The sequence below is a fragment of the Mesorhizobium sp. M0800 genome (assembly GCF_040320095.1).
Taxonomy (GTDB): domain Bacteria; phylum Pseudomonadota; class Alphaproteobacteria; order Rhizobiales; family Rhizobiaceae; genus Mesorhizobium.
Genome location: NZ_JAMYOZ010000013.1, coordinates 21365 through 34605 on the forward strand (window position 1 = coordinate 21365; position 13241 = coordinate 34605).

Genomic DNA, 13241 nt, shown 5'->3' on the forward strand with positions numbered 1-13241 from the left:
CAAGCCCTGTTGACAGCATCGAAGGGGCAATTACTGTCCTGTCAGTGAAATTTGTTTCGTTAGGGAAATGAGATCGGGAGGCCCGCAATGAAAGATCGTGTAGCCGTCATCGGAGCCGGGCCGTCCGGCATGGCCCAGCTCAGGGCCTTCAAGTCGGCCGCCGACAAGGGCGCCGATATTCCCGAGATCGTCTGCTTCGAAAAGCAGTCCGACTGGGGCGGCCTGTGGAACTACACCTGGCGCACCGGCCTCGACGAGCACGGCGATCCGGTGCACGGCTCGATGTACCGCTATCTCTGGTCGAACGGGCCGAAGGAATGCCTCGAATTCGCCGACTACACCTTCGAGGAGCATTTCGGCCGGCCGATCGGCTCCTATCCGCCGCGCGCCGTGCTGTGGGACTACATCAAGGGCCGCGTCGAAAAATCCGGCGTGCGCCAATGGGTGCGCTTCAACAGCCCGGTGCGCATGGTCACCTTTTCCGAAACGACAAAAAAATTCACGGTCACCGCGCATGACCGCACCAACGACGTCACCTATTCGGAAGAGTTCGACAATGTCGTCGTCGCCTCGGGCCATTTCTCCGTGCCCAACGTTCCCTATTTCGAGGGCTTTTCGACCTTCAACGGCCGTATCCTGCACAGCCACGATTTCCGCGACGCGATGGAATTCAAGGGCAAGGACATTTTGATCATCGGCCGCTCCTATTCAGCCGAGGACATCGGCTCGCAATGCTACAAATACGGCGCCAGATCGATCACCTCCAGCTACCGCTCGAAGCCGATGGGCTTCAAATGGCCGGAGAACTGGAAGGAAGTGCCGCTTCTGCAGAAGGTCGTCGGCAAGACGGCGCATTTCAAGGACGGCAGCACCAAAGACGTCGACGCCATCATCCTGTGCACCGGCTACCTCCATTCCTTCCCGTTCCTCACCGAGGATTTGAAGCTGAAGACCGCCAACCGTATGTGGCCGGACGGGCTCTACGAGGGCGTCGTCTGGGAGAAAAACCCGAAGCTGTCCTATATTGGCATGCAGGACCAGTTCTACACCTTCAATATGTTCGACGCGCAGGCCTGGTTCGCCCGCGACGTGATCATGGGCCGCATCAAGCTGCCGTCGGCCGAAGCGATGGCCGAGCACGGCCGGAAATGGCGGGCACGTGAAGAAACACTTGAAGACGCCGAGCAGATGATCTGGTTCCAGGGCGACTACACCAGGGAGCTGATGGAGCAGACCGACTATCCCGGCTTCGATGTCGAGGCTGTCAATCAGACCTTCATGGAGTGGGAGCACCACAAGGCGGGAGACATTATGGGCTTCCGCGACCACGCCTACCGCTCGCTGATGACCGGGACGATGGCGCCGCTGCACCATACGCCCTGGCTGCAGGCGATGGACGATTCCATGGAGAGCTATCTCGAGGTGAAGGGCGTGGCGGCGGAGTAGGCAGTCCGAACGGCGATTGACTTGCCTCAGACAATTTCCCGCGCCGGGTCGGCTGCCAGCGCCAGGGAATTTGCGACGTGCTCGAGGTGCTCCTCGCTCAGGATGCTCGTCGCGACGCGCACGGCGCTGGTCTTTCCGGTCGAAAACTTCGCCCCGGCATGGACCGCGATGCCGTGTGCGGCCAGCTGGGCGTCGACCGAAAACATTTTCCCGACAAGTGTTGTCGACGGGGGGCCGATCGGCACTCCCGCCGCAACAAGCCTCATGTGGTTTTCTCGCGGCCGGGCCGATTTAGGGTGCTCGCGTATGTGTGAATCTTCGCGATATGGGCGAGCACCTCGGCCTTGCTTGGCCCGCGAGCTATGACAGCCCAGTCGGTTGAGGACGGGCGGGTATCCTTTCCAAATGAACGAGACATGGTCTGATCTCCTGTGGTTTCGGTTGCGAAGCGTTCTCGGCGCTTACGGGAGATCGCACCGCGCGAGGAAGCAAAGCGTTTGAAGGCCCGCCGTTTCGCTGATTGCGGATCTGGCGCTGTTCACGACTGACGCAAAAAAACCTCTCGTTTTCCCACTGTTGTTCCCACTGCACGTCAAACGCTGCCGGCCGAGGTTTAGCCGTCCGGGGCGATCCCGGTCGCGCAACATCCGAACCCAGGAGTGAATGACATGCAGGACGATACAATGGTCATGGAAAAGTCTTCCGTTAAGAAGGCGTCGCGGGAGCCGAGGAACGGCGTCAATACGCCCACCCTTCTGGCCACCATCAATGCCGTCGCGGGCCAGCCGGAGCTTGCCAAGTTCCAGTTCCGGGCCAAGAGCCGCTGGATCACCGGCACGCACAGCCGCAGCACGATGGCCAACTTCTTCGGCGCCGGCGCCGAGCAGCCGCATGTGACGGCATACCAGGCCGACAGCGATCATCCGGCGGTCCTGTGCGGCGAAGACAACGGCCCGACGCCGGTCGAATACCTCCTCCACGCGCTTGCTTCCTGCCTCACCGCCGGCATCGCGAACATCGCGGCCGCGCGCGGCGTGACGCTGCATGAGGTGGAATCGACCGTCGAAGGCGACATCGACCTTCGCGGCATCCTCGGCATCTCTAACGAAGTCCGCAACGGCTACCAGGGCATCCGTATCTCCTTCAAGATCAAGGGCGATGCTTCGGCTGAGAAGCTCGAGGAAATCGTAATGCAGTCGCGCGCCCGTTCCGCGGTGTTCGACGTGCTGACCAACGGCGTGCCGGTCTCGGTTGCCGTGAAAGGCTGACTTCGGTCCGCAAGAGCAATATCGCCGGCCTCGTCCTGAAAAGGATGGCGCCGGCGATCTGTTGCCCCTGCTTACAAGGCGCGGATTCCATGCAGCATACAGACGTAGCCATTATCGGCGCCGGACAGGCGGGTTTAGCCATGAGCCGGTGCCTGTCCGAGCGCGGGGTCTACCACGTCGTGCTGGAGCGCGGCCGCATCGCTGAGCGCTGGCGCAGCGAACGGTGGGATTCGCTGCGCCTGCTGACGCCCAACTGGATGACACGCCTGCCCGGCGGCGGTTATCGCGGAGCCAATCCCGACGGCTTCATGACAATGGCCGAGACGGTGGGGTTCCTAGAGGATTACGCGTGCTCGATCACCGCACCGGTGGAGGACGGTGTGGAGGTGCTTTCGACCGAAAGGGTCGACGGAGGCTTCCGGCTGCTGACCGATCGCGGCCAATGGAGCGTACGTGCGGTCGTGGTCGCGACCGGATACAGCGACAGGCCACGCATTCCGCCACTAGCAAAGCAGATCTCCTCCCGGATCAGGCAGGTCGTGCCGCGGGACTATCGCAATCCTCAGCAACTGCCCCAGGGTGGCGTTCTCGTGGCCGGGGCCTCGGCGACCGGCATACAACTTGCGGAGGAGATCAATCGCTCCGGGCGCCCGGTGACCCTGTCGGTCGGCAGTCATACACGCCTACCGAGGCTTTACCGCGGGCACGACATCCTGTGGTGGCTCGACCGGCTGGGAATGCTTGCCAAGCCTGTCGCTGAAGTTCCGGATCTCACCGCGGCACGGCGGCAGCCCTCCCTGCAGCTGATAGGCACACCCGAGCGCAGGACGCTCGACCTTGCCGGTCTTCGGGAGCAAGGCGTTCGTCTTGTCGGTCGAGCGGCTGCCGCTTGCGATACACGCATTCGGTTCAACGGCGATCTCGCCGACACGACCATGGCGGCGGAACGCAGGCTGAGGCGCGTGCTGGCCAATATCGACCGCGCGGCCGCCGGCGACGGCCTCTACTCGATCGATCCCGGTTCCATTCCGAGCCTGATTCTGAGCGCCGAGGCGACCGAAATCGACCTCATCGACCAAGGTATCCAGACGATCATATGGGCTACCGGCTATCGCCGGGAATACCCATGGCTGAAGCTGGATGTGTTCGACGCCCGGGGCGAAATACTGAACGATGGCGGCGTCTGCGCGTATCCGGGACTCTACGTGCTCGGCCTCAATTTCATGCGCCATCGAAGCTCCAGCTTCCTCGACGGCGTCGGCCGCGATGCGGAGGCGCTGGCGGCTCACCTGGCAATGTTTCTCGACGTCTCCCGCCGAGCAGCGGCCTGACCGCCGAATACAACGCTAGCGCGGCAAAAATCGACGTTGCCTTCAACGATGAAGCTCACGGCGGACAACGACAAGGGCTCCACTGGCGCCGTAGTCAGCGCCCGCAACCATGGAGAAAATCAAAATGAGTGCAATGGTGAACCCATCCCTGTGCCTCACCAGAACGCGAGGTTTGCGCTGGGCTGGCGGAACAATGTTGGCCGCAGTCTGGCGTTTCATTCGTATCCAACGGGACCGTAGACAGCTTTATGAGTTGCCGGACTACATCTTGCGCGACATCGGCATCACCCGCTTCGAGATCAACTGGATCACTTCGTTTGCCGGGCGTGATCCCAGCCGCCGCACGCGTTTTTTGAGGGCGGAGGAGGGCGGGGCTCGATGATTGCTGCATCGACGTCCCACGTCTCGCATAGGGCGTGCCAGGCACCGCTTGTCATCGCCCTGCACTGCTCAGGCGGCAGCGGACGGCAATGGCGCAGCCTGGCGGAGCGGCTCGATGACAGCTACCGGCTCATCGCACCCGATCTGATCGGGGCGCCGGGCGGCGGCACCTGGACTGGTGCCGGCGCTTTCCATCTGACCGACGAAGCCGCCGGTATCCTGGAGATGATCGACCACCATGACGGGCCTGTGCATCTTGTTGGCCATTCCTATGGTGGTGGATTGGCCCTGCATATAGCGGCGATGCGTCCAGACCGGCTGGCCAGCCTCTCGCTTTATGAGCCGTCTGCCTTTCACCTGCTGCGCGAGCTGGACTGTGAGGGCCACGAGGCGCTCGGCGAAGTCTTGGCGATCGCAGGCACCGTCCATGACGGCCTGATCAACGGCAGTTACCTGACCGCGACAGCTCATTTCATCGACTACTGGGATGGGGCCGGCATCTTCGCCGCGATGAAGCCGGAACTTCAGGCTGCACTCGTGCGGTTTCTGCCGAAGGCCAGCCTGGACTTCCACGCATTGATCCATGAATCGACGCCAGCAAGCGAATATGCCCGATTTGGCTTTCCGGTCTTGGTATTGCGCGGCGAATTTGCACCAGTTCCGACGCGGCTCATCGCCCGCGAACTCGTTTCCCGCGTTCCGGCCGCAATCGGGGCGATTGTTCCTGGCGCCGGACATATGGGACCGCTGACCCACGCAGACGTGGTGGCGGATCGTTTGGTCCGGCAGATATCGTTCCATGACACCGCGGGGTCGCGAGCTGCGTGATCGCGGCTTGCTTGCCCTACAGGCAGCGCAAACCTTCGAAGCAGATCCCTGGATGCGGAGGGATCAAGCCGTAACCGCCATGGGAACGCGATCGGGCAGGACACTTCCGGTCGGCTCCTCCATGCCGGAGAAATCCTCCCGCATCTGCATTTCTGTGTAGAGCTTGGCCGCTTCCGCGAGAGTGGCATCCACGCCAGCGATCTTGCCGCGCCGCTTCGCGAGCCCGAGAGCTAGCAAGGAGCGGGCAAGCTCTGGCCGTAGCTCAACCCGCCTGGCAAGGCTGCAGGCCTGTTCGAGCCAACTAATGGCCGATCTGGAAGATTTCAGTTCCGCAAGACCGCGTAGTACGATGATCTCGCTCCACGGGTCGCCGCGTCCCCGCGCAAGCTCGAGCGCATGGCCGAGATTGGCCGCAGCTTCCGGCTCATACAGGCGCGCACGCACGCATGCGAGCACCGCGCGCGCGTGACATTCGAACTGGGCAAGATCGAGCCGCTCAGCCTCGGTCACCGCCATTTCCAAGGTGGCGCCCGCGTCGTGGTTGCGGCCGAGCAGGAATTCCGCATGCCCGAGCACGGTCAACAGCCATGGCCGGAGTAGGATAGATGCGCTGGTAGCGGCTTCGGAGGACCACAATTGCAGCGCCTCGACAAGCGCCGGCTCGGGGCCGCGCAGGACGCCCACCACACCGGTGAAATAGGCGGCCGCGCAGCTATCGATCGGGCGCGCCACTTCGGCGGCGACCTTCTGCAGTTCGGCAAGCGAACGTTCCGCATCATCGAACCGGCCAAGCCGCGCTTCCGCCTGCGCGCGGTGCCCCAGGTACCAAACCGCACGCGCACCGAGCTGTCCGAAACGCTCCAGACGCCAAGCTTTGGTGAACCTCTCCTCATGCGGAACAAGCCGTTCCAGCACCTGCCGCGCCTCGCTGCGGATCAGAAGCGCCTGTGAGGCTGCCAGATCCGACTCGCTTATGCAGCGCTGCACGCCATTTGCCGTCGCGCCGCGCTTGAGTGTGTCGGCCGGTTCCAGCGCCTCCTCGTAGCGGCCGTGGGAGCTGTTGAGATAGCTCAAGTGGAGCAACACGTCGGAGATGAGTTGCGGATCGCCCAGTTCCATGGCCAGTTCGCGCGCTTCCAACAGCTGCGGCAGCGCCTTCCGATAGGCACCCAGGGCGCCGTAGGCGGGCCGCATCCGCACCCGCAGGTTGATCGCCTGGGCGAGGGTTTTCGGATTTCGGGGCAGCGCGGCGACTGCTTTGCGGGCGTTTTCGAGGAACTGGACCGCGGCGGAATAGGCCGAGCGTTCCTCGGCCCGACCCGCCGCTTGCAGCAGATAATCCGCGGCCGGTTCCCATGCCTCGGCACGAAGCGCGTGTTCGGCCAGTTCCTCGATATGGTGGTTCAGCGATCCGGCATAGAGTCTGTCCATCGCAACCAATGCAGCCCGATGCAGCCTTTTTCGGTCCTCCCCCAGCAGGGATTCGTAGGTCACCTTGAGCGTCAACGCGTGCTTGAACGTATACTCCACGTGAGGATAGCTCTGGACCTCGAACAGGAATTCCAAACTCTGCAGTTTGGCCAGGCATACCCCCAGCTCCGCCTCCGAGAGCGGCGAGAGTGCCCTCAGCAGGGGATACGGGACATTCTTGCCGATAACCGAAGCGAGTTGGAGTGCCTGCCTTTCCGAGTCACCCAGCTGCTGGATACGTGCGGCAATGAGCGATTGAACCGTCGACGGGATGGTGATGGAATCCACTGGTCTCTTGAGCTCGTAGCGGCCGGACTGGCCGGCAAGTGCACCGTCCGCAACCAGTCCGCGCACCATTTCTTCCAGGAATAGCGGCGTGCCCTCGGCCCGCTCGGCAAGCGATTGCCGCAGTTCCCCCAAGCTGGGATCGGATCCCAGCAATTCGGTGAGGAACTGCTCCATTTCGTCCCGCGCGAACCGCTCCAACCTTATCTGCTGGAAATAGCCGCGGCGGTTCCATTCGTGCCGGTACTGCGGCCTGTAGGTGGCGAGCAGCATGATACGGTTGGCGCCCATGACCTCGACCAGCCTGTTCATTACGGCCTCGCTCTCGGCATCGATCCAGTGCAGATCCTCAATAAGCACGGCTACGGGCGAGGCCCGGCTCAAGGCAACGAGAAATGCGCTCATCGCCTCGGATACCCGTGAGGTCCGCTTCCGCGCATCGAGATGCCACCAGGAAGAATCGTCGACCGGCAGGTCCGCGAGGAAGGAAAGCGGCGCCGTATGACTCGGATCCAGGTCCAGTTCAGCCCGTTTGAAGGCAAACAGGCGCTGGGCTTCCGCCAAGCCGTCTTCGCCGCGAATGCCACAAGCCGAGAGCAGCAGCTTCTTTACAGCGCCCAGAGTAACTGATGAATCAAACTCCAGTCCGCCACATTCAAGCACAGTAAAACCGGCCACTTCGTCGAGGGAGAGAAATTCATGGGCAAGCCTCGACTTGCCCATGCCGGGGTCGGCGACGATCCCGACGACCTGGCCGTGGCCCTCCCTGACCCGGCGCCAGGTTGCAAGCAGGATTTTCAGCTCGAGCTCGCGCGCCACCAGTCCGGTGAGGCCGCGGTTGGCCCTCAGGTGCCAGCGCGACAAAGCGTGATTTTCGCCCAACAGCTCGTAAATGCGTTCCTCGTGGCCAAGTTGCGGATGCTCCGAATGCGCTAAGCGGTGCATCTGCACATAGCCTCCAGCGGCTGCGCGCGCCCGGCCTGTCGCGGCGATCGTCGCACGGTGCAAGGCACGCATCAGCCGGTTGGCCGCACGCGGCGCGGCTCCGGCCAGTTCAACCTTGCTGGCTTTGGTCGTCCATTGCTGCCGTACGATCACCTCGCCGGTGTCTATTCCGGCCCTCAACTGGATCCCGCCCTGGGAAAGCTCCTCCACTGCCAGCTTGGCCGCAAGCGCGGCGCGGCATGCAAGATAAGCGTGATCCTCGGTGGCGCGAGCGAGGCCGAATGCTGCGGTGATTGTCCCGTCAGCAGCCGACGTGACGACGCCGCCATGGCTCTCCACGACTTCTACCACCCGATCCTCGACGGGCTGGAATTCGCGGATCGCCACTTCCGGATCCTCCGTTTCGAGGAGATGCATGGGACTGACCACTTCCGCGGCCAGCACTGTTATGTATTGCCGAGAGCGGTTGATTCCCAAGGACGCCGGAGGGCCTGCCAGTTGCTGCGTCTGTTCGGGGTCGGCAAGGAAACGACGCGTTTCGTCGACGAAGGTCGCGAATGCCGGTTCGTGGCCAAGCAGCACGTGGTTGACGCTGTCTAGCGCAACGAAACGCGCGCCGGGGATTTTGCCGGCCATCGCCCGGCCATGATCGAATGGAATGACCGCGTCCCCCGTGGCATGCATCACCAGGGTCGGGACGCGGACTCGCGGTAACAGCTCGTCAACGTCAATGACGGCGCCTTCCTCGAAGATGCGATGGGCAATCTCCGGCGAGACGGTATTGCGTTGCAACTCGTTATACCAATTCCTCTGTTCCGGCGTTGCTTCCGGAATGAAGAGGGAGGTGAACATTTGCCGGAACACCGGGTCATCTTGGCCCCAGCCTTCCTGAATCAGCGCTCCCATCGCTTCGCGACGCGCTATTTCGCGCTGATTGCCCCGTTTGCGCCAACCTTTGGTAAATCCGCCATACAGCACCATCCCCGCCACACGCTCTGGATGCCGGACGGCATAGGCTATCGAAACGGCGCACCCCTGGGAAATGCCAAGCAGGGAAACGCGGCGCAGACCAGCGGCATCGATGATGCTCTCCAGGTCGGCAACCATGGCCTCGAAGGACAGGTCGGCGGGATACCGGTCCGACAGGCCGTTGCCGCGCTGGTCGTAGCGTATCAGCTGGTAGTGCGCGGAGAGGCCCTCGATCCAATGCTTCCACACCGGACTGTCCCATTCGAGCTCGAGATGGGACATCCAGTGGGCGGCCCTTACCAAAGGCGGACCTTGACCACTCAAGGAATAGGCCAAGCGCGCGCCGTCGGGCGTCGTGCACCGGCGAATCTCCTGCGCAAGGGTTCGCTCCGGCGGAGAGGCAAGCTGTATCTCCGACGCAGGCAAAACACGCGTCGGAGGGACGTTTTCATCGGCGGGAGCGACCCCGATGTCGGTTCTCGAAGCGCGGCTCTGGACCATGGCGGATTGCCGTGCTGCCTCGCTCAGCCGGCGGATGTCCGCTCGAAGAGCCTCGTCCCCAGGCTCCAACCCGTCCAGGACATGCGCGTACGGAAGTGCCCGCGCCGGCTCAAGCCGGTCGACCAGCACCCGAAGGATGCGCAGATGCGTCACGTGCAGTTCGTCGGCGGTCGCAATGCGCCAGGCTTCGAATTCCGGACAGCGCGGCAGTGAAAGATCATCCAGGAAACGGCCGCGGAACGCTAAGGCGAGGGCCTCCAGTTTCTCCGGTTCGAGAGCCTCTATGTCACGACCGCCGAGGCCCCGGAGCGGCGCGATGTCCAGCACGACTTCGCTGGTGTTCAGGCGAACTGCATTGCGGTCGGCTTGCAGGATCTCGCCGTTCCCGAGGTCGACGACCTGTCGGATCTTCGAGAGACTCCAGCGCAGGGCGCCGCGAGGATCGTCCGGTACCTCCCAGAACATCTCGCAAAGGCGCTCGCGCCGCTGCGGGCGCTCTACGAGCGCAAGATAGGCCAGTAGAGCCCGCGTCTTTTTCGAAGGCGGCAAGGAAACGACCTCGCCAAGGCGAAGGACGGTCAGATCTCCGAGAACGCGAATTTCGAGCGACACTTTGCCAATCCCAGTCGCTGCTAAATTAGCCATGGATTGTATCAAGTCCGTGCCGCTGCCGAAAGCGTTCGTTTCCGGAAGCGTGAGGTTTCCGCCTGCGCTCTGATTTGCCTTCCCTTCGTGGGAAGGCCGACACGGACAAGTCCACATGAATGCCGAGCCGGAACGGGATCACGCCCGTTCCGGCTCGCTTTGATAGTGGCGACCGCACTCTGAAAGGGCCGGAGGCAGGGTCTCACGCTGCCGCGCGCACCCATCGGGGCAGCAGGCTCTCGGGATTTGCGCATGCGCCGGGCGTGTAGTTTGCGCCAACGAACTCCAGCCGGGCGGCGAGCGTGCCGTCCCGCCAGGCCGCAAGCGTATCCATGCAACCACCGATATGCTCGCCGCCGACAAAGACCTGCGGAATTGTAGGCGAACCGATCCGGGCCCTCAGAGCCTTGCGGATTTCCCCGTCCCGGCCGTTCTTCTGGAATTCCGGAGCATCGATGTCGATGGACCTGTAGGCGATTCCGGCACGGTCGAAAAGCTTTCTTACCGTCCAGCAGAATTCGCACCATGTCAGGGCGAATATGACCACCGGATGCTCCGGATCATAGATCGCCTCATCGACAAACGCATGCGCCGACTGATCGATTTGGATTTCGTTCACGGGCGCCGATGAAAGGGCGAAGGACGGCGGCCGGTCGAAGCGGTAGCCGAGTGTGGAGCGAGAGATCGCCTCTTCGGCGGGCGACATTTCCTCGCTGATGTGATCGAACAGAATCGTGCTGAGATACCGCTCGCCCGTGTCAGGCAACATACAGAGCACGTTCCGGTCCGGTCCGACGCGTCCAGCGATTTCCAGTGCGCCGCTCAAGGTAGCCCCGCCAGAGATCCCCGCCAGTATTCCTTCTTCCGTCGCAAGCCGGCGCGCAGCTTCCAAAGCGCTGGCGCCTGAAACGGGCAAGATTTCGTCCACAAGACCGTCAGCCATCGCGTTGCCGACGATCAGCGGAATGAAATCAGGGCTCCAGCCCTGCATCGGGTGTGGCCGGAAGCGAGTGTGCGCCCGCGTGGGCAGTCCGTGTTCGTCGAAAGCTTGGGGAATGCCACTCGACAGCAGCGCCGAATTGTCGGGCTCGCAGACGATGATCCGCGTTTGCGGGCGCTCGCGCTTGAGTACTCGCGCCACACCGGCCAGCGTTCCGCCGGTCCCGGTGCCGGTGACCCAGTAATCGAGTGGACGGTCCTGGAACGCCGCGAGGATTTCGAGCGCTGTCGTGCGGGCATGGACATCGGCGTTGACGGGCGTCTCGAATTGCCGGCAGAGGAACCAGCCGTGCGCTCCGGCCAGCTCGAACGCCTTGGCGAGCATGCCGCTGCCGCGCTCGACAGCAGGGGTCAACACGACCTTGGCACCGAAGAAACGCATCAGCTTGCGGCGTTCGAGGCTGGCGTTCTCCGGCATTACGATGACGAGAGGATAGTCTTTCCGCGCGCAAACCATGGCAAGTCCGATGCCCGTGTTGCCGCTCGTCGCCTCGATCACCGTCTGGCCAGGCCGAAGTGCACCCGAACTCTCCGCTTCTTCGATGATCGCTGCGGCAAGACGGTCCTTGACCGAGCCGCCAGGATTGAACGCCTCGATCTTGGCATAGAGCGAAGCGGCACCATTGTTGATGCGGGAAAGGCGGACGACCGGCGTGTCGCCGATCGTGTCGAGAATGCTGTCGTAGATACTGCTCATCTCAGCTGTCCTTGCCTGGTGATGACGGTGCTCCGCCCTCTTCGATCTCTGAGGTTGGCAGGAAGGCCGTGGTTTGCAGCGTTCGAACCAACGTGGAATTAAAATGGATTTCGACGTTTGAATCAGCGCCTCATCGCAGGGTCCGGAAGGCGGCCGCATGGGACCTGCGCTCTCGCGCCGGATGATGCCGCCAATACGCCCAGAACCACGAGATTGGCCGCGCCTGCGACAGATGCCACCAGGAAAGCGGGCCCATAGCTGCCGAAGCTGTCATAGACGAAACCGCCGAAATAGCCGGCCACGCCCATGCCCAGCCAGGCGATCAGCATGACGATGCCGAGTGACTGGCCAAAGCGTTCGGCTGGCGCAAACTGGCGCACGCAAAGGATCAGGCACGTCATGTTCCCGGCGAAGCCGAAGCCGAAAACCGCCGACAGCGCCAGCAGGCTCAGCTGCTGGTCCAGCGCGGGAAAAATCGCAACGCATGCCGTCTGAATAAACGACGCCAGGGCATAGGCGGCAAGATTGCTTGCCCGGTCGGCGAGGAGCCCGAACGCGATCCGCCCGACGGCGCCGAACAGCATGGCGGTCAGCAGGCTGAGCGATCCGACATCCGAAGACCCGCACACAGCCGTGACGAAGCTCGTGAGGTGCATCAGCGGGACGCCCATGCAGGCGCAGCAGAGGAAGGCTGCGGCAGATAGCAGCGTCACCGGGGAAAGGCGGCCACCTTGGAACCCTGGCTTTGCTAAAAAACGCACCGGCGCGGGAAGGACCTCACTGACGGGCGGCGCCTGAACCGCCGGCATGGAGATCGCCAGCGCAGCCATCGTCGCCACAGCCATAATCGCGTATGCGAGGCGCCAGCCGACGCCGTCGATCAAGGCATTTGCGGCGTAGGGCATTATGCCTTGGCCTAGGGCTCCGCCTGCTGTGACGATCCCTATCGCCAGGCCGCGGCGGCGGTCGAACCAGAGTCCGGTCACTGCAAGTACCGGCGCGTATAGACAGGCAAAGCCTAGCCCGCCCAAAGCGAAGTTGGCCGCATAGATCTGCCAGAGCGAAAAGGCGGAGGAAAGCGCGGCGAGCGCGATCACCATGCCAGCTGAGCCGATGAACAGCAGGCTTTTGACATTCAGGCGGTCCGACAGCCGGCCCCAGAACAGCCCGCCCAACGCCATGCCGACGCTTGATAGCGTGTAGACAAGGCTGATGTCGGCTCGCGACCAGCCAAACTCCGCCTCAAGCGGTCTGATGAAGACGGATGTGAGCGCCAGGCTGCCAAATCCGAACGCCATGGCGGTCGTGGCGCCGGCCGCAGCCAACAGGCCGCGCAGCCGTATTGCGCCGTCCCGAACCTCCCTGCCTCCAGTTGGTGGTGATTGACGATTCGACATGTTTCTGCCCTCGAAGGACCTCTTCGAAACTGTCATCGGCCAGCGGTATGGAAGCAGGCGTGTGCGTCAGCGTGGAAAG

The 13241-nt window shown here is 62.9% G+C and carries 9 protein-coding genes; 5 read left to right on the plus strand and 4 right to left on the minus strand.

Annotated elements, in window-relative coordinates:
- The first annotated feature begins 87 nt into the window (after window positions 1-87).
- Window positions 88-1446, plus strand: coding sequence for a trimethylamine monooxygenase (locus NKI18_RS17165; protein WP_352615142.1), 1359 nt, complete (start codon window positions 88-90; stop codon window positions 1444-1446).
- A gap of 26 nt (window positions 1447-1472) precedes the next feature.
- Here NKI18_RS17165 and NKI18_RS17170 read toward each other — a convergent pair whose 3' ends face one another.
- Entirely contained in the window at window positions 1473-1652 is a 180-nt protein-coding gene (locus tag NKI18_RS17170; protein WP_352615144.1) for a hypothetical protein, read from the minus strand.
- A gap of 462 nt (window positions 1653-2114) precedes the next feature.
- On the opposite strand from NKI18_RS17170, the gene NKI18_RS17175 reads away from it, so the two are divergent.
- The 4 genes from NKI18_RS17175 (at window position 2115) to NKI18_RS17190 (ending at window position 5254) form a co-directional block, all read left to right on the plus strand.
- Complete coding sequence (locus tag NKI18_RS17175; RefSeq protein ID WP_352615145.1) at window positions 2115-2714, plus strand: OsmC family protein; 600 nt, start codon at window positions 2115-2117, stop codon at window positions 2712-2714.
- Between the two features lie 44 nt (window positions 2715-2758).
- The gene (locus NKI18_RS17180) at window positions 2759-4045 is read left to right on the plus strand and encodes an NAD(P)-binding domain-containing protein (protein ID WP_353020094.1); all 1287 of its coding nucleotides are present in this window, start codon (window positions 2759-2761) and stop codon (window positions 4043-4045) included.
- Between the two features lie 124 nt (window positions 4046-4169).
- Window positions 4170-4427 carry a YjiS-like domain-containing protein gene (locus tag NKI18_RS17185; RefSeq protein WP_352615149.1) on the plus strand — a complete coding sequence of 86 codons (258 nt, stop codon included), beginning with the start codon at window positions 4170-4172 and terminating at the stop codon, window positions 4425-4427.
- Window positions 4424-5254 carry an alpha/beta fold hydrolase gene (locus NKI18_RS17190; RefSeq protein WP_352615151.1) on the plus strand — a complete coding sequence of 277 codons (831 nt, stop codon included), beginning with the start codon at window positions 4424-4426 and terminating at the stop codon, window positions 5252-5254. The genes NKI18_RS17185 and NKI18_RS17190 overlap by 4 nt, the downstream gene beginning before the upstream one ends.
- Before the next feature lie 63 nt (window positions 5255-5317).
- Here NKI18_RS17190 and NKI18_RS17195 read toward each other — a convergent pair whose 3' ends face one another.
- The 3 genes from NKI18_RS17195 to NKI18_RS17205 form a co-directional block, all read right to left on the minus strand.
- Window positions 5318-10036, minus strand: a complete 4719-nt coding sequence (locus NKI18_RS17195; RefSeq protein ID WP_352615153.1) for an alpha/beta fold hydrolase — start codon at window positions 10034-10036, stop codon at window positions 5318-5320.
- Window positions 10037-10271: 235 nt separating this feature from the next.
- Window positions 10272-11765: a pyridoxal-phosphate dependent enzyme gene (locus NKI18_RS17200; RefSeq protein WP_352615154.1), complete on the minus strand. Its 1494-nt coding sequence runs from the start codon at window positions 11763-11765 to the stop codon at window positions 10272-10274.
- Window positions 11766-11887: 122 nt separating this feature from the next.
- Window positions 11888-13198, minus strand: a complete 1311-nt coding sequence (locus tag NKI18_RS17205; RefSeq protein ID WP_353020097.1) for an MFS transporter — start codon at window positions 13196-13198, stop codon at window positions 11888-11890.
- Between the last annotated feature and the right edge of the window lie 43 nt (window positions 13199-13241).

Bases quoted from the DNA above. Each gene is read 5' to 3' on its own strand.
- NKI18_RS17165 (WP_352615142.1), top strand. From the start codon at position 88: ATGAAAGATCGTGTAGCCGTCATCGGAGCCGGGCCGTCCGGCATGGCC.
- NKI18_RS17170 (WP_352615144.1), bottom strand. From the start codon at position 1,652: ATGTTTTCGGTCGACGCCCAGCTGGCCGCACACGGCATCGCGGTCCAT.
- NKI18_RS17175 (WP_352615145.1), top strand. From the start codon at position 2,115: ATGCAGGACGATACAATGGTCATGGAAAAGTCTTCCGTTAAGAAGGCG.
- NKI18_RS17180 (WP_353020094.1), top strand. From the start codon at position 2,759: ATGGCGCCGGCGATCTGTTGCCCCTGCTTACAAGGCGCGGATTCCATG.
- NKI18_RS17185 (WP_352615149.1), top strand. From the start codon at position 4,170: ATGAGTGCAATGGTGAACCCATCCCTGTGCCTCACCAGAACGCGAGGT.
- NKI18_RS17190 (WP_352615151.1), top strand. From the start codon at position 4,424: ATGATTGCTGCATCGACGTCCCACGTCTCGCATAGGGCGTGCCAGGCA.
- NKI18_RS17200 (WP_352615154.1), bottom strand. From the start codon at position 11,765: ATGAGCAGTATCTACGACAGCATTCTCGACACGATCGGCGACACGCCG.
- NKI18_RS17205 (WP_353020097.1), bottom strand. From the start codon at position 13,198: ATGACAGTTTCGAAGAGGTCCTTCGAGGGCAGAAACATGTCGAATCGT.